Annotated in this window: 13 protein-coding genes; 4 read left to right on the forward strand and 9 right to left on the reverse strand. The window is 59.5% G+C overall.

The window, feature by feature from the left end:
• The first annotated feature begins 145 nt into the window (after positions 1 to 145).
• On the forward strand, positions 146 to 1,882 hold the full coding sequence (locus tag AC5SEO_RS02755; protein WP_111828863.1) for a methyl-accepting chemotaxis protein: 1,737 nt from the start codon (positions 146 to 148) through the stop codon (positions 1,880 to 1,882).
• A 69-nt stretch (positions 1,883 to 1,951) separates the two neighbouring features.
• Here the strand turns inward: AC5SEO_RS02755 and AC5SEO_RS02760 are convergent, their stop codons facing one another.
• The 8 genes from AC5SEO_RS02760 to AC5SEO_RS02795 form a co-directional block, all read right to left on the reverse strand.
• Positions 1,952 to 3,271 (reverse strand): LLM class flavin-dependent oxidoreductase, encoded by a 1,320-nt coding sequence (locus AC5SEO_RS02760; protein WP_162692338.1) that lies wholly within the window; start codon positions 3,269 to 3,271, stop codon positions 1,952 to 1,954.
• 18 nt (positions 3,272 to 3,289) lie between these two features.
• Positions 3,290 to 4,636: an MmgE/PrpD family protein gene (locus tag AC5SEO_RS02765; RefSeq protein ID WP_111828864.1), complete on the reverse strand. Its 1,347-nt coding sequence runs from the start codon at positions 4,634 to 4,636 to the stop codon at positions 3,290 to 3,292.
• A gap of 4 nt (positions 4,637 to 4,640) precedes the next feature.
• Complete coding sequence (locus AC5SEO_RS02770; RefSeq protein ID WP_013761605.1) at positions 4,641 to 5,441, reverse strand: amino acid ABC transporter ATP-binding protein; 801 nt, start codon at positions 5,439 to 5,441, stop codon at positions 4,641 to 4,643.
• 12 nt (positions 5,442 to 5,453) lie between these two features.
• Entirely contained in the window at positions 5,454 to 6,236 is a 783-nt protein-coding gene (locus tag AC5SEO_RS02775) for an amino acid ABC transporter permease (RefSeq protein ID WP_003510967.1), read from the reverse strand.
• Positions 6,233 to 6,976, reverse strand: coding sequence for an amino acid ABC transporter permease (locus AC5SEO_RS02780; protein ID WP_174068832.1), 744 nt, complete (start codon positions 6,974 to 6,976; stop codon positions 6,233 to 6,235). The genes AC5SEO_RS02775 and AC5SEO_RS02780 overlap by 4 nt, the downstream gene beginning before the upstream one ends.
• Positions 6,977 to 7,178: 202 nt before the next feature.
• Positions 7,179 to 8,018 (reverse strand): transporter substrate-binding domain-containing protein, encoded by an 840-nt coding sequence (locus AC5SEO_RS02785; protein WP_003510963.1) that lies wholly within the window; start codon positions 8,016 to 8,018, stop codon positions 7,179 to 7,181.
• Between the two features lie 267 nt (positions 8,019 to 8,285).
• Positions 8,286 to 10,574: an NADP-dependent malic enzyme gene (locus tag AC5SEO_RS02790; RefSeq protein WP_174068831.1), complete on the reverse strand. Its 2,289-nt coding sequence runs from the start codon at positions 10,572 to 10,574 to the stop codon at positions 8,286 to 8,288.
• A 160-nt stretch (positions 10,575 to 10,734) separates the two neighbouring features.
• Positions 10,735 to 11,709, reverse strand: coding sequence for a LysR family transcriptional regulator (locus AC5SEO_RS02795; protein WP_041694639.1), 975 nt, complete (start codon positions 11,707 to 11,709; stop codon positions 10,735 to 10,737).
• 327 nt (positions 11,710 to 12,036) lie between these two features.
• On the opposite strand from AC5SEO_RS02795, the gene AC5SEO_RS02800 reads away from it, so the two are divergent.
• Both AC5SEO_RS02800 and AC5SEO_RS02805 read left to right on the forward strand, forming a co-directional pair.
• Positions 12,037 to 14,466, forward strand: coding sequence for a glucose/quinate/shikimate family membrane-bound PQQ-dependent dehydrogenase (locus tag AC5SEO_RS02800; RefSeq protein ID WP_174068830.1), 2,430 nt, complete (start codon positions 12,037 to 12,039; stop codon positions 14,464 to 14,466).
• Between the two features lie 267 nt (positions 14,467 to 14,733).
• Entirely contained in the window at positions 14,734 to 16,164 is a 1,431-nt protein-coding gene (locus AC5SEO_RS02805) for a mannose-1-phosphate guanylyltransferase/mannose-6-phosphate isomerase (protein WP_003510955.1), read from the forward strand.
• Positions 16,165 to 16,250: 86 nt separating this feature from the next.
• Here AC5SEO_RS02805 and AC5SEO_RS02810 read toward each other — a convergent pair whose 3' ends face one another.
• Positions 16,251 to 16,976, reverse strand: coding sequence for a CPBP family intramembrane glutamic endopeptidase (locus tag AC5SEO_RS02810; protein WP_174068829.1), 726 nt, complete (start codon positions 16,974 to 16,976; stop codon positions 16,251 to 16,253).
• Between the two features lie 305 nt (positions 16,977 to 17,281).
• Here AC5SEO_RS02810 and AC5SEO_RS02815 point away from each other — a divergent pair, with 305 nt between their 5' ends.
• Positions 17,282 to 18,514 carry an ABC transporter substrate-binding protein gene (locus AC5SEO_RS02815; protein ID WP_013761598.1) on the forward strand — a complete coding sequence of 411 codons (1,233 nt, stop codon included), beginning with the start codon at positions 17,282 to 17,284 and terminating at the stop codon, positions 18,512 to 18,514.
• The last annotated feature ends 21 nt before the right edge of the window (positions 18,515 to 18,535 follow it).

Below are 18,535 nucleotides of genomic sequence, written 5' to 3' on the forward strand. Positions count from 1 at the left end.
GACCAATAGTTATGGGTCATCATTAATTGCTATTTAACGGTGTCCGGCTAGGTTTCGCGTACACGCAGACCGATCCTTTATTTTCATCTCTTTGGCATCGAGGAGGAAAGGTCCGCATACAAGTTATTGTTGGGAGTTCAAAGACATGTCGCAATTTTTCAAACTCGGTACGGACGCATCTGCGGTACTTGATGCCCTAAGCCGCTCGCAAGCCATCATTGAGTTCGATCTGACTGGCAAAATTCTGAAAGCGAACGACAATTTCTGCAAGGCGGTCGGCTATCAGCAATCAGAAATCATCGGACGCCCCCATAGCATGTTCCTGTCTCCCGAAGATGCAGCGTCACCCGAATACAAAGCCTTCTGGGCGAAACTCTCAAGCGGCGAATACGATCAGGGCCAATATCGGCGGCGGTCGAAAACCGGCGACGACATCTGGATTGAAGCCTCCTACAATCCGGTTTTTCGTTTCGGCAAACCTTACAAGGTGGTCAAGATCGCTTCCGATATCACGGCGACGAAGCGCCGAAGCACCGAGGATAACGGCAAGCTGGCAGCGCTTTCGCGTGCGCAGGCGATGATCGAGTTCACGCCCGAGGGGAAAATTCTCTCCGCGAATGAAAACTTCCTGACAGCACTCGGCTACACGGCGGAAGAGATCATCGGCAACCATCATTCGATGTTTTGTGAGCGTGGCTACGTGCAGTCCGAAGAGTACCGCAATTTCTGGAAAGATCTTAGTAAGGGAGAGTTCTCGACCGGTCAGTTCATGCGGCTTGGCAAGAACGAAAAACGCGTCTTCATCCAGGCGTCCTACAACCCGATCATCAACGAGCGGGGAAAAGTCGTCAAGGTGGTGAAATTCGCCTTCGATGTAACGGACCGCGTGCATGCGGTGGAAGAACTGGGCGCTGCGCTTGAGCGTCTTTCCCAGTGCAACATCCGCGTCACGCTCGACAAGCCTTTCGTGGGTGAGTTCGAGGGGCTGAGACGGGATTTCAACAAGTCCATCGCCGAATTCCAGAAAACCCTGGAAAATGTTCTTGGGCAGACCGATGACCTGACCAGAAGCAGCCAGGAAGTCAGCGAAGCCTCTGTTCATCTCGCCGAAAGATCGCGTGAGCAGGCCGTGGCGCTGGAGGAAACCTCGGCGGCGCTGGAGGAAATCACCGCGACCGTACGGGCATCGACGGAAAACACCAAGGAAACCCGAAAACTCGTTCAGAGTGCGCGGACGTCAACGGCGGCTTCCACGGAAGTCGTTGGGCGTACCGTCAACGCCATGCAGCGCATCGAGACGGCATCGCGGGAGATCAGCCAGATTATCGGCGTTATCGACGAAATCGCCTTCCAGACCAACCTTCTTGCCCTGAATGCGGGCGTCGAAGCCGCGCGCGCGGGCGATGCGGGCAAGGGTTTTGCGGTCGTGGCACAGGAGGTGCGCGAACTTGCGCAACGCTCCGCCAGTGCCGCCAAGGAAATCAAGGCGCTCATCAACAATTCCGGCACCGAGGTTATGGAAGGCGTGCGGCTTGTCGGCGAGACGGGTGAGGCGCTGAAGCAGATCGATGCGCTGGTGAAGCACATTGACGGCAATGTCGATATGATCGCCAAGGCCGCCGATGAACAGGCCTTAGGCATCAGCGAAATCAACCGTGCAGTCAACCAGCTTGACCGGATGACGCAGGAAAACGCGGCGATGAGCGCGCGCACGACCGCCATTAGCGCTACACTTGCCCAGGGTGCGGATGTGCTGGCGCAACTGGTCAGCCTGTTCAAATTGAACCGCCGCGCGACCCAGCGCGACGACGGGGCATCCATTTCATCAAACTCGTCGCGGACGAGCCACAGTGTGAAACTGTCGGGAAGGAAAGCAGCCTGACGGATCGGCGACAGCCTGCTTCTACGTGAGCTCTTGTCATGCGGATGCCCGTCGCCGGGCATCCGTTTTTTATGCCCGCAGGGCAGGCCTGTTGATGCCGAGATGGTCGCGCAACGTCGAGCCTTCGTATTCCCTGCGGAACAGGCCACGTTCCTGCAAGAGCGGCACGACTTCGCGGTTGAATTCTTCCAACCCACCGGGGAAGAAGGGCGGCATGACGTTGAAGCCGTCTGCCGCGCCGTTCTCGAACCACTCCTGCATGCGATCCGCAACGTCCTTGGCCGTGCCCATGACGATATGGTGGCCACGACCAGCTGCAACGCGCAGCGCCAGTTCCCGGATCGTCAACTTTTCGCGGCGCGCCAGTTCTGTCAAAAGTTCGGCGCGGCTGCGCAACTGGTCGGAAATAGGCAGGTCCGGCAGCGGGCCGTCGAGATCGTACTCGGTAAGGCTATGGCCGATGCGTTCCTCAAGCAACGGCATGGCGCTCTTGATGTCGGTCCAACGGTTCAGCTCCTTCAGCTTTTCGCCGGCCTCTTCGAAGCTCTTGCCGATGATGGGCATGAAACCCGGCATCACGGCAACGCTTGCGGGATCGCGGCCGAATTTCTCCACTCGCGCCTTTAGGCTGGTGTAGAAGGCCTGCGCCTCGGAAATGGCCTGCTGGGCTGTGAAGACGATATCGGCAGTGCGGGCGGCGAGATCCTGCCCCGGGCCGGAGGAGCCTGCCTGAATGAGAACCGGGTGACCCTGCGGCGAACGCGGAATGTTCAGCGGCCCCTTCACCGTGAAATATTTGCCTTCATGATCGAGAATATGGACCTTCTGCGGATCGACGTAACGGCCGCCTTCCTTGTCCTTGACGAAGGCGTCGTCGTCCCAGCTGTCCCACAGGCCACGCACGACGTTCACATATTCTTCCGCAACGGCATAACGCTCGTCATGCTCGGGATGGCTCTTGGAGAAGTTCGCCGCCGTGCGGGCATAGGAGGTGGTAACGATGTTCCACGCCGCACGCCCGTGGCTGAGATGGTCGATGGAGGCGAAGGCGCGTGCGGTGTGGTAGGGCTCACCATAGGTGGTGGAGGCGGTGGCGGCCAGTCCAATCTTGTTTGTCACCATGGCAAGCGCCGCAAGCAGGGTAAGCGGCTCGAAACGGGCGATCATCGAGGGATGGGCGTCGACGCCGCTTGTGAGGCCATCGGCCAGAAAGACCATGTCGAACTTGGCATCTTCGGCCATTTTCGTGACACGGGTCAACAGGTCGAAATTCTCGCTGCCGGCTTCCGCATCCGGGTGACGCCAGCCGGAAACGTGGTGGCCGGCTCCTTGCAGGAACAGGCCAAGATGCATCTGTCTTTTGCGGGTATTCGTGGTCATGGTGATCATGCCTTTATTTCGGTCGTGTTATATTTGCGTTGCCAGAAGCGCTTCTAGCTTCTTGAGGTCGGCTGAGGTTTTCATGGTCCGCACCAGTGCCGGAATTCCGGCGAATTTTTCATTGCCGCCGGTGGCGTCGGCAAATTTTTCCGTGGGGTCATCAATGCCGGGAAGTCCGTCAATACGGCGCGACAGCACCGTGCCATCCTTCTTCGTCACGTCGATGACCACGAAACGGGTGGTAGGATCCGGCGAGAGGCGGCGGGCGGTCTCGTCGTGCCGGCGCGAGACTTTTGCGGAAAGTCCAAGCAGGTCGGCGCGTGCAGGGCTTTCGTCGAAATGGCTGATGCCGAGTGCGCCATCCGTCAGTGCGGCGGCGAAGACATATTCGGCGCTGAAACGCGCATCGATGCCCGTGGCGGGTGTGGCCGAACCCACAAGAGCGGCATCGCCTCCCGGGGGAAAGGTGATGACGACAGTTTCGATTTCATCTGGTGCCAGATCATTTGCGCTGCGCAGTGCAAGCGCACCAACGGCAACAGGGTGGCTGGCGGTGCAGCAGGGAAATGCCTTGAGCGTCAATCCGGGAGAGACGATCTGCCACGGTGTACCCCAGCCGGACAGGAGCCGTTTCGGCTGTTCCGCGCCAAAGGCGAAGGCGGAATAAAAGCCGATAGGGTTTTCGAGAAAATCCGGCGCGCCCTGAAAACCTGATCTTGCCAGCTGCGCGGCGGTGAGGCCAGCGCGTGTCGCAAGCCCGGCATGCAGGGGCTTCGCATCATAACCAAATTGCAGGCGAAGTCCGGCCGACTGCGTGGCGGCAAGGCCGAGTGCAATAGCGGTCGTCTGCGGGGTGAATTTGAGAAGATGGGCAATGGCCGCCGCCGCACCGATGGGGCCGAGGGTCGCGGTGGCGTGGAAGCCATTTTCGTAATGCTTGGTGCCGAGCGACAGGCCAAGCCGCGCCATGGTTTCCAGCCCGACAATATAGGCGGCGATAAATGCATCCGCCGTAGAGCCTTCCTCGACCGCAACAGCCAATAGAGCGGGAACGATGGCGACGGTGGGGTGGCCACGCACACTGCCATGGACGTCGTCATAATCCAGCACGTGCCCCGCATGACCATTGATGAGTGCGGCGGTGAAAGCATCCGTGCGCAGATCATGGCCGACAATGCCCGCCGTGCCGGATGTGCCTGACGTAAAGCTGTCGATGAGGATTTTCGTGCTTCGGTCGGAAGCGCCACCCAGCATACAGGCAAAAAAGTCGATCAGCGCCGTGCGGGCGATCGTCACAGCCTCTTCGTCGCGGAGCGGATCAGAGGCGGCGATGGCTTCTGCCAGATGAAGGGTGAGTTTTTCGTCGGCGGTCATGGCGTCAGATCCCTTCGCCGTCGGCGACCCGTGCCACCTGTCCGCCGAGGCCCTTTACGAAGGCGTTGATACGCGGATTGGTCGACTTGTAGAAGATGTGCTCCGGCGTGCCCTGATCAACGATCAGGCCGTTTTCCGTGAAGACGATATTGTCGCTGATTTCCTCGGCGAAGCGCATTTCGTGTGTCACGAGAATGCTGGTCATGCCGTCATTGACGAGATCGCGGATGACGGCGAGCACCTCGCCCACGGTTTCCGGATCAAGTGCGGAGGTAACCTCGTCGAACAGAACCAGTTCAGGCCGCATGGCAAGCGCGCGGGCAATGGCCACACGCTGCTGCTGGCCGCCGGAGAGCTGACCGGGATAGGCATCCACCTTCTGCGACAGGCGGACTTTTTCCAGCAATTCGCGGGCATGACGCTCGGCTTCCGCCTTCGGCGTGCCGAGGATTTTAATCGGCGCGATGGTGATGTTTTCCATGACAGTCAGATGCGGGAAGAGGTTGAACTGCTGGAAGACAATGCCGATGCGCTTGCGCAGCGTTATGCGCTCAGCTTCCGTTTTCAGCTGATCGACGCGGGTGCCCCCCACGGTGATCTTGCCAGATTGCGGAATGAGCAGGCCGTTGATGCAGCGCAGGATCGTGGATTTGCCCGAGCCGGAAGGGCCGATGATGGAGACGGCGTCGCCCTTGTTGACGGTGAGATCAATGCCTTTGAGCACTTGATTGTCGCCGAAGGACAGGTGCACGCCTTCCAGTTCAACCAGAGCTTTGGCGGCGGTTTGGGGGGCGGATGCGGACATGGTGTATTCCAATCAGCGGGAAGCGAAGCGCCGTTCAAGGCGCTGCGTGAAACGGGACACGGGATAGCAGAACAGGAAGAACGCCATCAGGACGGTGAGATAGACCACGACGGTGAAATCGTTGCGCTGCACGGCGGTGCTGGCATCGGTCGCGGCGTGGAGAAGCTCATGCACGCCGACCAGCGAGGCAAGCGCCGTGCCCATGGTGATGGAGGCGTAAAGGTTCATCCACGGCGGCAGCGAGCGCTTCACGCATTGCGGCAGGATGATCCAGCGCAGCGTCTGGTTGCGCGAAAACCCGAGGCCCTGCGCCGCTTCCCATTGCGCGGTGGGAATGGACTGGATGGCGCCCCGGGTGATTTCGGCGATGTGGGCGCTGGCCGGAATCGCAAGCCCGACCACGGCCTTGATCCAGTCTGGAAACGGAATGTAGTTGCCGAAGGCGACGATCTCGAAGGGGAAGATGTAGGTCGCGGCGAAAATCAGCACCAGATGCGGGGCGTTGCGGAAGATTTGCACGTAGGTGAGCGCCGGCGCGCGCACGAGGCGATAGGGCGCAAGCTCCATGATGCCAAGCAAGACGCCGATGATGGTGCCGATGGCAATCGCCAGGATGCTGATCAGCACATTCATTGCAAAACCCTTGCCGAGATAGGGCAGCCATTCCAGCAGCACCTGTCCGAGCGAGGGATCGAGAACCAGCCACAGCACGACAGCAACCAGCACGCCGCACAGAAGAATGGTGCCGAAAGGCAGCTTCTTCGCCGCCTGTGTTGGAGAGACCACCGCGCTCATTGACCGAACCCCGGAACCGCAAGACGCCGCTCAAGCCACAGGCCCGCCCTTGCGACGATGAAATTGATGACACTGAAAAAGATGAGGATCACCAGCATCAGTTCGACCACATTGTCGCGCTGCGTCCAGATCAGGATCGAGGCATAGGTGATTTCACCGACCGCAATCGCCGAGCCGACGGTGGTGAGCTTCACCAGATTGATGAGATTGTTGATTATGGAAGGAAGTGCCGTGCGGATTGCCAGCGGAAATTCCACGTAACGTAAAATCTCGAAAGAGCTGAAACCGATGGCGCGTGCCGCCTCGATGGTGGTAGCCGGCACCGCCTCGATACCGCCGCGCAAGGCTTCCGCATGGAAGGCGGCAACGTGCAGGCCGGTGATGGCGACGACCCAGAAGAACGGGGTGAGCGGATTGTTCTGCGCACCGCCGAGCGCGTTTGAAATCAACATGTTGAGCACAAGGAAACCACACATCAGCTGCACCAGCGTCGGCGTGTTGCGCGTCAATTCCACATAGGTGCGCACTGGACCGGCGAGCCAGCCTTTGCCTGACGTGAGCATGGCGGCGAAAATGAAGCCGAAAACGAGGCTGAGCGGCAGGGTGACGGCGACGAGGATGAGCGTCATCTTCATGCCGTCGAGCCAGATCTGAACCTCGTAGCCGCTGTTCACAAATTCATAGTTGAGGCCTATATGCGCGGCCAACTCTATGAAACGCGCTGTAAATCCATCCTGCATCGGATATCCATGCTGTTGTCGCGGCTGCCGCCCGGCAGGCGCTGCCAGAATGACCTGTCTTGCTATAAAGCAGAAAAGAACGGCGGGCGAAACCGGCCGTTCTCAGTGGTGAGGGAAATCTCCGTGATGGCAGATGCCCCTACGACATGCCGGTCCCCCGGACCAGGTCCGGGGTGACAGAGCAAGCGGGATTGCCCAGCCTTTACTGCGCCGCGGAGAGCTTCGTCTTCTGCTCTTCCATGAAGCCGATGCTCGGCAGGCGGTTGGCCTTGGCGAATTCGATCATTTTGCCGGAAGCGTGCAGCTCCTTGACGATCTTGTCGAGCGCAGCCTGCGTGTCGGCCTCGCCCTTGCGCAGCCAGATGACGGAGTCAGAAGGGATAAGGTCGGTGGGGATCAGGATGCCGTAATCCTTCCACTCATCGGCGCGGTCCTGAAGCATCAGGCTCAGCGTGCCGTTGACGTGCACTGAGACATCGCAATTGCCGCCCTTCAGCGCGAGCAGCGATTCCGGCTGGCTCGGCAACGCCTTTACCTGCGCGCCATATTGCTCGATCAGCGGCTGGGTGTAGTTGGAGCCCTGCGATACGCAGGCAATCTTGCCCTTCAGGTCCGGCCAGTCCTTGATGCCCGAGTCCTTTCGGCCGATGGCTGCGCCGCCCTGGCGGTCATAGGGGGTGGGCACGTAATCGAGCGTTTTGGCGCGCTCTTCCGTGTACTGCATGTTGGCGATCAGAATATCAACCTTGCCCTGCTGCAGGAACTGCACGCGGTTGGGCGGGGTCACGGTTTCGGTCACCAGCTCCACACCGAGACCGGCGGCCAGTGCCTTTGCGACGTCGATGTTGAGGCCCTTCTGCTCCTGCGTCTTCGGATCGATGAAGCCGAAAGGCGCGCCGGACAGGATGACGCCGACGGTGAGCTTGCCGCGACCCTTGATACGGTCGAGCGTCGCATCCGCGTGAGCGGCGGTGGCCATCGAAGCGATAACGACGGTTCCGGCGATGAGTTTTGCGGCAAATCTGGAGAAGGAGAGGGCCATGGGTATTTCCTTTTGGTTGTGGGTGGAAACTACATGAGGCGTCCGTCGAGAGCGAGAATTGGCGTTGCGCAAAAAATCGTATAAATAAAATCGTGTTCCAATAAGTTCTCTGGTGAGAAAAAATAACCTAATAATTTGAAATCGTAGAATCTTGTTCTTACGGTGGCGGGGTTCGGCGCTTTGGCATATCCTCGCCACGGGGCGAGGATATGCTGGCTATGCTTGGGCATTTTGAGCGCCCTTCTCCCGAAGAGCGCTCCCACATCGTTACCGACCGGCGTTATAAGCCGCGATCGCCGCCATATTGACGATGTCGCTGTCCTTGGCACCCATCGAGGTGATCTGCACCGATTTGTCGAGGCCGACGAGAAGCGGGCCGATGACGGTCGCGCCGCCCAGTTCCTGTAGCATCTTGGTGGAGATCGAGGCGGAATGGATGGCGGGCATGACCAGCACGTTGGCCGCACCGGAAAGGCGGGCAAAGGGATACTGGCTCTGCATGCGATGATGGTTCAGCGCCACATCGGCCGACATTTCCCCGTCGACCTCAAAATTGACGTTGCGCTTGTCGAGGATTTTCACCGCTTCGCGCACCTTGTCGGAGCGTTCGCCAACCGGCTGGCCGAAGGTGGAATAGGCGAGCATCGCTACACGCGGTTCGTAGCCGAAACGGCGGGCGAGACCGGCTGCTTCTTCGGCGATATCGGCAAGGTCTTCGTCAGACGGCATGTCGTGCACGGCGGTATCTGCCACGAAGACCGTTCGGTTGCGCGACACGACCAGCGAAACGCCGATGACACGGTGGCCGGGTTTGGTGTTGATGCAGCGGCGGATATCCTCGAGCGCCGTGGAATAGTTGCGGGTAACGCCGGTGACCACGGCGTCCGCATCGCCCATCGCCACCATGCAGGCGGCGAAATGGTTACGGTCGTTGTGGATCAGGCGCTGCACGTCGCGCAGCAGGAAGCCGCCGCGCTGCAAACGCGCATAGAGATAATCGACATAGGCATCGACGCGGCTGGAAAGGCGGGCATTGGTGATCTCTATATTGGCGCGGTCGAGATCGATGCCGGCACGCTCCGCATTGGCCTTGATGATGTCGTCACGGCCGAGCAGGATGGCGGTGCCAAGCCCCTGCGCGGTAAACGAGATCGCCGCGCGCATCACCTGTTCTTCTTCCGCTTCGGCGAAAACGACACGCTTCGGAGAGCGGCGCACACGCTCGTAAAGGCGCTGCGTGGTCGACGCCATGGGGTCGCGGCGGGCGGAAAGCTCGCGGGCATAGGCATCGAGATCGGGCAATTCGCGGCGAGCGACGCCGGTTTCGATGGCGGCCTTGGCCACGGCCACCGGAATGGCCGAGATCAGGCGCGGATCGAAGGGAACGGGAATGATATATTGCGATCCGAAGCGCGGGCGGTTGCCCTGATAGGCGGCGGCCACATCATCCGGCACATCCTCGCGGGCAAGATCGGCCAGCGCCTGTGCAGCGGCAATCTTCATTGCGTCGTTGATCTGGCTTGCACGGACATCGAGCGCGCCGCGGAAGATATAGGGAAAGCCGAGGACGTTGTTGACCTGGTTCGGATAATCCGAACGCCCCGTCGCCATGATGGCGTCATCGCGGATGCGGGCGACTTCCTCAGGGGTGATTTCCGGGTCAGGGTTGGCCATCGCGAAAATGATCGGCTTCGGCGCCATGGAGCGGATCATCTCTTCGGTGAAGGCACCCTTCTGCGACAGGCCGAAGACGACATCCGCGCCCTTCATGGCCTCAGTCAGCGTGCGGTTGTCAGTCTTTACCGCATGGGCGGATTTCCACTGGTTCATGCCTTCGGTGCGGCCTTGGTAGATCACGCCCTTGGTGTCGCAAAGCGTGATGTTTTCGGGGTTGAAACCCATGGCCTTGATGAGGTCCATGCAGGCGATGGCAGCAGCACCTGCGCCGTTACAGACGAGCTTCGTCGTCTTGAAGTCTCGGCCCGTCAGTTCGATGGCGTTGATGAGACCGGCGGCGGCGATGATGGCGGTTCCGTGCTGGTCGTCATGGAAAACGGGAATGTCCATCAGCTCGCGCAGGCGGCTTTCGATGATGAAACATTCCGGCGCCTTGATGTCTTCCAGATTTATGCCGCCGAAAGAGGGGCCAAGGTAACGCACGCAATTGATGAATTCGTCGGCGTCTTCGGTATCGACCTCGAGATCGATGGAATCCACATCCGCAAAGCGCTTGAACAGAACGGACTTGCCTTCCATGACAGGCTTGGAGGCGAGCGCACCGAGATTGCCGAGACCGAGGATCGCCGTGCCGTTGGAGATCACTGCCACCATGTTGCCGCGTGTCGTATAATCGTAAGCGGTCGCCGGATTTTCGGCGATGGCTTTAACCGGCACGGCCACTCCCGGCGAATAGGCAAGCGACAGATCCCGCTGAGTCGCCATCGGCTTGGTCGGGGTGATTTCCAGTTTCCCCGGTCTGCCTTGCGCGTGGAAATCCAGTGCTTCCTGATCTGTAACCGATGTTCTGGGGCTGGCGGGCTTCGTCGTGTCGGACATGGGCTGAGTGTGCTTTCGTGTCGATAACAGTGCAAAAATATCCGTCGTTGTTATTGTATTTTTCGCGCGCGTGCCAAGCGTTGAATGTTGTTCAGTGCAGCAAATTTAGCCGTGGCGAAATTTGTGGCCGATTCAATCGATTAAGTGCGTATTGTCGGCATTATAGGTGGGACTGGTAGGCCTGCCGTACCATATTCACGAAGGCCTCCACGTGGAGGGCAAGCGGACCGCGTCTGACGACCAGCACGCTATCTGACCAGGCATCGGCGCTTTCGAGCGGCACACCTGTGATGCCCCTTGTGGAGCGCACGGTGCTTTCCGGCAGAATGGAAATTCCCGCGCCAGCTTCCACGAGGGCAAGGATGGTGTTGACGTTAGCGATGCGCATGCCGATTTCCGGCTCACAGCCTGCATCCTCGAAAAGGGAAAGCGCGCTGCTGCTGAGCCCCAGGCCGATCTCGTCCACCGGTAGCAGCAGTTTTTCCTGAACGATATCGACAACCGAAACTCTGGGGCGGGAGGCGAGCGGATGGCGCTCCGGCAGGGCGACGCACAGTTTGGAGCGGTCGAAGGGCATGGCCCGCAAGCTCTGCGGCAATTGGGGCAGGGGTGCGCGAATGAAAGCGACGTCTGTCTTGCGCGTCGCCACCTGCTCGATCAATTGTTCCATCGTCATGCCGGGCAGGAGTTCAAGCGTAACCTCCCTGTGGTCGTTGCCATAGCGGGTGATCAGCGCCGGCAATTTTCGTTCCGCCATTACGCTGGTGCCGAAGCCGATGCGCAGCGTGCCGAGCTGGCCGCGCCTGATCTGGTGTGCCTTTTCCAGCGCCCCCTTGGTGCGGGCAAGAATTTCCTCCGCATCGAGCAGCATCGACTGCCCAGCCGGCGTAAGTTCCACACCACGGTTGACACGGAGGAAAAGCTTGAAGCCCAGATTCTCTTCCAGTTGCCGGATACGCTGCGTTACGGCCGGTTGGGCGATGCCCAGCTGCAAAGCGGCCGCGCGGAAATTTTTGGCCCTTGCGGCTTCCACAAAAATGGCGAGCTGGCGAATATCCATCGGCGGAGAGGTCTTTGTGTTGTAGGTGTTGATATGGTATAAGCGCAGCTTATCAAAAATGCCCGTCTTGCGCATTGTCATCTTGTCGCAGGCGACGTTATACCGCACCGAGGTTTCGGTCGCCCAGTGCCCGCATGCGGGCCTCTGCGATACGAACTTGGGAGGATTTGTTCGAGCACATTGTCCGCCGTCCATTGGGGCCGGCGATAAACTGCAGTGAATGGGTCAAAATGACAGTCACCACGGAAGTCTCCCGCACCATTGTTCCCCATTTCGCCTCGTCGCCTTCAGCGCATCTTCGCTCAGCCGTAAGTGCGGCGGACTGTCTGGCCTGGGCCGGGCATTGAAAGATCATCGGGCGTCAGCCTTCGCGGCGGCTCTCCTAACCGGATATTTAATTTCATGAGTAAACCAGCAACCTCAACGTCGCTTGCAGCCAGATTATGGCTCTTCGTGCTCGGCGCCGTCATTGTCGCTGCGGGACTGTTCTTCGCCATTGGCGGTGGGCAACTCGCAACACTCGGCGGCAGCCTCTATTTTGTCTTGGCGGGTATCGCGCTGATCGTCTCCGGCTTGCTTATTCTCCTGCGCAAGCCCGCCGGCGCGCTCCTCTTCGGCCTTGTCTTCATCGTCAGCGGTGTTTGGGCAGTGTGGGAAGCCGGACTGCACTTCTGGCCGCTCATCTCCCGCCTGCTGGCGTTGGGCGTGGGCGCCACGGTGGTTACGCTCTCCTATCCGCTGCTGCGGCGCGCGGCTGGCAAGACGCCAGCTTACGGCGCGTCCTTTGCCCTTGCTGGCGTTCTGGCCATCGCGTCCGCTGCCGGTTTTGCCGGCATGTTCGTGCCGCATCCGACCGTCGCCTTCAAGGGTGAGGTTGCTGCACTGACGCCGGTAACGCCGGAAAAAGAGCAGAAGAACTGGGAACATTACGGCAATACGGCGGGCGGCAGCCGCTTTGTTGCGCTTGACGAAATCAACCGCGATAACGTCAAGAACCTTGAGGTGGCATGGACCTATCGGACCGGCGACATCCCGATCAGCCCCGGCGCGAACGGTGCGGAAGATCAGGAAACGCCGCTTCAGGTCGGCGACACCGTGTTTGTGTGCACACCGCACAACAATGTCATCGCGCTCGACGCCGATACCGGCGCGCAGAAGTGGAAGACCGAAATCAACGCCAAATCCACCGTCTGGATGCGTTGCCGTGGTCTCGCCTATTTCGATGCCAAGGCGCCGCTGAAGCAGCCGACCGCTCCGGGCGCAACGCCTGTCACCCCGGCGATCGTAGCCGACGGCGCGCTTTGCCAGCGCCGCATTCTCATGAACACCATCAACGCGGAACTCATCGCGCTCGACGCCGACACCGGCGCGTTTTGCCCGGATTTCGGCACCAATGGCCGCGTCGATCTGAAGATCGGTCTTGGTGATGCGCCGGACCCGCAATATGTGCTGACATCGGCCCCCACACTGGCCGGCACCACCGTCGTGGTCGGAGGGCGTATCGCTGACAACGTACAGGTGGATATGCCTGGCGGCGTGATGCGCGGTTTCGACGTTGTGACGGGTGAGCTTCGCTGGGCTTTCGATCCCGGCAACCCTGAAATCACCAAACTGCCGCCCGAGGGCCAGACCTACACCCGTTCCACGCCGAACGTCTGGGCATCCATGTCCTACGATCCGGAGCTGAACACGGTCTTCATGCCGGTAGGCAGCCCCTCGGTCGATCTTTATGGCGCGACGCGCACACCGCTCGATCATAAATACGGCGCTTCCATGCTGGCGCTCGATGCCACGACCGGCCGCGAAAAGTGGGTCTACCAGACGGTTCATAACGACCTATGGGACTTCGACGTGCCGATGCAGCCGAGCTTCGTCGATTTCCCGAAGGCTGACGGAACGACCGTTCCGGCTCTGGTCTTCGGCACCAAGGCCGGTCAGATCTATGTGCTGGACCGTTCGACTGGCCAGCCGCTGACCAAGGTGGAAGACGTTCCGGTCAAGGCCGGCAACATTCCAAACGAGCCATATGCACCAACGCAGCCGCGTTCGGTGGGCATGCCGCAAATCGGCGCGCAGACGCTGACGGAAGCCGATATGTGGGGTGCCACCCCTTTCGATCAGCTTCTGTGCCGTATCGCTTTCAAGGGCATGCGTTATGAAGGCCTCTATACGGCGCCGGGCACGGACCTCTCCCTCGCCTTCCCGGGCTCGCTCGGCGGCATGAACTGGGGCGGCATCTCGACTGACCCGACGACCAACACAATCTTCATCAACGACATGCGCCTCGGCCTGTGGATTGAGATGAAGGAAGCTGCTCCCACCAAGGCAACGGCAAGCGGCGGCGAAAGCGTCAATACCGGCATGGGCGTCGTTCCCATGAAGGGCACGCCCTATGCGGTGAACAAGAACCGTTTCCTGTCTGCTCTCGGCATTCCCTGCCAGGCTCCGCCCTATGGCTCGATGACTGCGATTGACATGAAGACGCAGCAGATCAAGTGGCAGGTTCCTGTCGGCACCGTTGAGGATACCGGTCCGCTTGGCATCAAAATGGGTCTGCCGATCCCGATCGGCATGCCCACGCTCGGCGGAACGCTTGCCACCCAGGGCGGTCTCGTCTTCATCGCCGGCACACAGGATTATTATCTGCGCGCCTTCGATACGGCGACCGGCAGGGAAGTCTGGAAGGCCCGCCTTCCTGTCGGCAGCCAGGGCGGCCCGATGAGCTACAAGTCTCCGAAGACGGGCAAGCAATATGTCGTCATCTCGGCCGGCGGTGCACGTCAGTCTCCTGACCGTGGCGACTACGTGATCGCTTACGCGCTGCCGAACTGATCCTGACAGGACATCGCTCTGAAAACGGAAACCCGGGCCATTCGCCCGGGTTTTTCTTTGCGGCCTGTCAACGCCACTGAACTACCTTTGCGCGGAACCTCACCCTGTGCGTTGCGTTAGCAAAACGGGTCCGACATTCACCAAGCTTTCACAAGGCGAACTTATGAGCTTGCGCTTATCCGCCCGTGAACCGATGATGGCAGCATTGGTAAATATGTATATTGTCCGGCCCGCCGGAAGTTTTTTAAAGTTGGAAAGGTTTTTATTGTGACGGAACAATCTCGAAAGATCACGCCGGTTCTTCTTGCTGGTGGGGCGGGATCACGGCTTTGGCCGGTATCGCGCGATCAGTTGCCCAAGCAGTTCCAGCCGCTGGTCGGCAATCTTTCGACCTATCAGCAGACACTGACGCGCGTGGCCGACAAGGCGCTTTATGCCGAGCCGCTGGTGATCACCAACGAGGATTTCCGCTTCTTCGCCCGCCGTCAGGCTGAGGAGATCGATCTTCCGGCGACGGTGGTTCTCGAACCCGCCCGCCGCGACAGTGCCGCCGCCATGGCCGCTGCCGCTGTGCTGGCCGAGCGCCGGGAGCCGGGATGCCTGGTGCTGGCGCTCGCCGCCGACCATGTGGTGCTGGATGCCGACAAATTTTCAGAGTCCGTGAGGCTTGGCGCCAGGGCCGCCGATCAGGGCAATATCGTCGTTTTCGGTCTGGTGCCAACCGAGCCGCGCACCTCTTACGGCTACATCAAGCCTGGTGAAGCGATTGATGGTGAAGCTGACCTGAGCATCGTCGAGGCATTCGTGGAAAAGCCGGATGTGAAGACGGCAATCTCCTATCTGGAGAAGGGGTATCTCTGGAACTCCGGCAACTTCCTGTTCCGTTCCGACGTGATGATTGCCGAACTCAAGGCATTCGCGCCGGAGATTCTTGCGGCAGTAACGCAGTCGGTCGAACAATATGAAAGTGACCTTGGCTTCGTGCGCCTACATCAGGCGAGCTTCGAAGCCTCGCCGAAAAACTCCATCGACTATGCGGTGATCGAGAAGACCAAGCGCATGGCGGTGGTGCACGGCCATTTCCGCTGGTCGGATATCGGCAGCTGGGACGCGATCTGGGAAATCGCCGACAAGCACGGCAACGACAATGCGCTCGAGGGCGACGGCGTCTTCATCGATTCCGAGGGCTGCCTGATCCATTCCACGCAATTGCTGACGACCGTGGTAGGGGCAAAGGATCTGGTGGTGGTGGCTACCAAGGATGCGGTTCTGGTGGTGCCGAAAAACCGGGTGCAGGACGTGAAGGGCCTGGTGGAGACACTGAAGGATGGCGAACACGCGCCGCGGACGCAAGCGCACAGGCGAGTGTATCGTCCATGGGGTTACATCGAACATATGTATGTGGACGAGCGCTACCGCGTGGGCCACATCACGGTTGATCCTGGCCACCGCATCTCGTTCCAGAAACACTATCACCGCTCGGAGCACTGGATCATCGTCAAGGGCACGGCAACCGTAACGATTGGCGACGAAACCCGGCTGCTGACGGAAAACCAGTCCGTCTATATCCCGATTGGTCAACCGCACCGGCTTGCCAATGAGGGGCAGATTCCGCTTGAGTTGGTCGAAATCCAGACCGGCGCCTATCTTGGCGAAGACGACGTCATCCGCATCGAGGATGATTATAAGAGGCATTAGGACTGCTGCCCGCACCGAAGCGGCATTTTATCCCGGCCGGCGAGGCCGGGATGATAAATCCCTGACTTATCTGTCGGCTCGACGGATCAGGAGGCAGTTGCATTCACGCAGTGGGCGAAAGCGTGTGAAAGCATCGCTGCTTCCAGCCCGTGACGCCAGAACAGCCACCCGAACATCAGGCCGGGGATAAAATTGCCGAGCATGACACTGACAATCAGCAATGGTTGCGGATGAACGGTAATGGCAAACAGAAAGGGCAGGTGGCCCACGGCAAAAAGGGCCGCTGCGATGACAATGGCAGTCCACAGCATGACCGGCTGGACTTGCCCCTTGCCCACTATTCGCCAGAGAACCCATGCGAATAATGCCATCAAGCCCCATCGGGTCAGCAGCTCCTCCGTTATGCCGCCATAGAGAAGCCGAGTGACAAGTGGGACTTCAAACGCCGCCATTTTTTCCATGGTTGCCGTATCGGTGAAGGCAGGCAGGATCACAGACGAATAAGCGATCATCAGCAGGCCGACGATAAGACCCGTCAGCAAAGCTGCTGGGGCTTGCCTGCGCAAGACTGGCCCGAACCCGGTTCCTTTCAGCCAGGCATCGATCAGCGGAGTGCCGAGCCCGAGTTTGCCGGCAAGCGCTTGACCCGTCGCCACCGCAGCAATGATCAGGACTGCCGGCTGGACGAGCATCACAACCCGTATCGTGAAGGAAAGATCCTGTCCCGACGCCAGCCGTTCGAACGGTGCGAGCAAAAGCGATAACACGCCCGCCAGACCGATCATCAAAAGAATGTGCCAACGTTTTACCATCGCTCACCTTATGTTCGCCCGTCCATGCGGGCTTGGCACTCTGTGCGCAGGAACCGACGCCAAAGTCGGAAGACTATGAAGATACTACGTTGCCTGCAGATTACCGGTGCGCAGTCTTTGTCGTGCCATTCGGCATCCTTCCAATTTCCCAATCTTCTTTCTCAACAAAATCTAGCCGTTCGGCACGTTTGTATCTGCTCGAAACAGCGCGGCGAGCTGCGGCGAGATTCATTTTTTAGGCGGTTGCCTAATCAAAAATCTTCGCTTACGTTCCAACTGCAACGTTTCAGTGAGGGAGGAGACTCATGCGAATGCGCTTTATTTCTGCGGCCTTTTTGGCCAGTGTTATGATTCCGGCGGGTGTCGCTGGGGCTACCGATCTTGAAGTTACCCATTGGTGGACATCGGGCGGTGAAGCCGCTGCCGTTGCCGAACTTGCCAAGGCTTTTGATGCCACCGGCAACAAGTGGGTGGACGGCGCTATTGCCGGTTCGGGCGGCACCGCCCGTCCGATCATGATCAGCCGTATCACCGGCGGCGACCCGATGGGTGCCACCCAGTTCAACCATGGCAGACAGGCCGAAGAGCTGGTGCAGGCCGGCCTGATGCGCGACCTGACCGACGTTGCCGAAAAGGGCAAGTGGAAAGACGTCATAAAGCCGGCAAGCTTGCTCGACAGTTGCACCATCGACGGCAAGATCTATTGCGCGCCGGTCAACATCCATTCCTGGCAATGGCTGTGGCTTTCCAACGAAGCGTTCAAGAAAGCGGGCGTCGAAGTTCCCAAGAACTGGACTGAATTTGCTGCCGCAGCACCGGCACTGAAAAAAGCTGGCATCCAGCCGCTCGCGCTCGGCGGTCAGGCATGGCAGGCCAACGGTCTGTTTGACACGTTGACGCTTTCGATCGGCGGCAAGGAACTTTATCAGAAGGTCTATGGCGACAAGGATGCCGAAGCAGCGGCCGGTCCCGACATGGCCAAGATTTTTGCGGCCGCCGTCGAGGCCCGCGACATGGCCAAGGGCACCAATGTTCAGGACTGGAACCAGGCCACCAACATGGTCATAACAGGCAAGGCCGGCGGCCAGATCATGGGTGACTGGGCGCAGGGCGAGTTCCAGCTTGCCAACCAGAAGGCGGGTACCGACTACACTTGCCTGCCGGGTCTCGGCCTTAACGACTATCTCACCACCGGCGGCGACGCCTTTTATTTCCCGCTGCTGAAGGATGAAGCAAAATCCAAGGCGCAGGACGTTCTGGCCGCAACCATCGTCGATCCTAAAACGCAGGTGGCTTTCAACCTTAAGAAAGGCTCGCTGCCGATTCGTGGCGACGTCGACCTCAATGCGGCCAATGACTGCATGAAGAAGGGTCTGGAAATTCTGGCCAAGGGCAATGCGCTGACCAGCACAGACCAGCTGATTTCTGCTGATACGCAGAAGCAGAAAGAAGACCTGATGGCAGAGTTTTTTGCCAGCGCGATGACTGCAGAAGATGCACAGAAGCGCTTCGCCGGCATCATCGGTTCCGCTGACTAACCGCAACCTCTTGTGCGGCGG

This window comes from Agrobacterium sp. K11, assembly GCF_059429395.1.

Bases quoted from the DNA above. Each gene is read 5' to 3' on its own strand.
- AC5SEO_RS02755 (WP_111828863.1), top strand. From the start codon at position 146: ATGTCGCAATTTTTCAAACTCGGTACGGACGCATCTGCGGTACTTGAT.
- AC5SEO_RS02760 (WP_162692338.1), bottom strand. From the start codon at position 3,271: ATGATCACCATGACCACGAATACCCGCAAAAGACAGATGCATCTTGGC.
- AC5SEO_RS02765 (WP_111828864.1), bottom strand. From the start codon at position 4,636: ATGACCGCCGACGAAAAACTCACCCTTCATCTGGCAGAAGCCATCGCC.
- AC5SEO_RS02770 (WP_013761605.1), bottom strand. From the start codon at position 5,441: ATGTCCGCATCCGCCCCCCAAACCGCCGCCAAAGCTCTGGTTGAACTG.
- AC5SEO_RS02775 (WP_003510967.1), bottom strand. From the start codon at position 6,236: ATGAGCGCGGTGGTCTCTCCAACACAGGCGGCGAAGAAGCTGCCTTTC.
- AC5SEO_RS02780 (WP_174068832.1), bottom strand. From the start codon at position 6,976: ATGCAGGATGGATTTACAGCGCGTTTCATAGAGTTGGCCGCGCATATA.
- AC5SEO_RS02785 (WP_003510963.1), bottom strand. From the start codon at position 8,018: ATGGCCCTCTCCTTCTCCAGATTTGCCGCAAAACTCATCGCCGGAACC.
- AC5SEO_RS02790 (WP_174068831.1), bottom strand. From the start codon at position 10,574: ATGTCCGACACGACGAAGCCCGCCAGCCCCAGAACATCGGTTACAGAT.
- AC5SEO_RS02795 (WP_041694639.1), bottom strand. From the start codon at position 11,709: ATGCGCAAGACGGGCATTTTTGATAAGCTGCGCTTATACCATATCAAC.
- AC5SEO_RS02800 (WP_174068830.1), top strand. From the start codon at position 12,037: ATGAGTAAACCAGCAACCTCAACGTCGCTTGCAGCCAGATTATGGCTC.
- AC5SEO_RS02810 (WP_174068829.1), bottom strand. From the start codon at position 16,976: ATGGTAAAACGTTGGCACATTCTTTTGATGATCGGTCTGGCGGGCGTG.
- AC5SEO_RS02815 (WP_013761598.1), top strand. From the start codon at position 17,282: ATGCGAATGCGCTTTATTTCTGCGGCCTTTTTGGCCAGTGTTATGATT.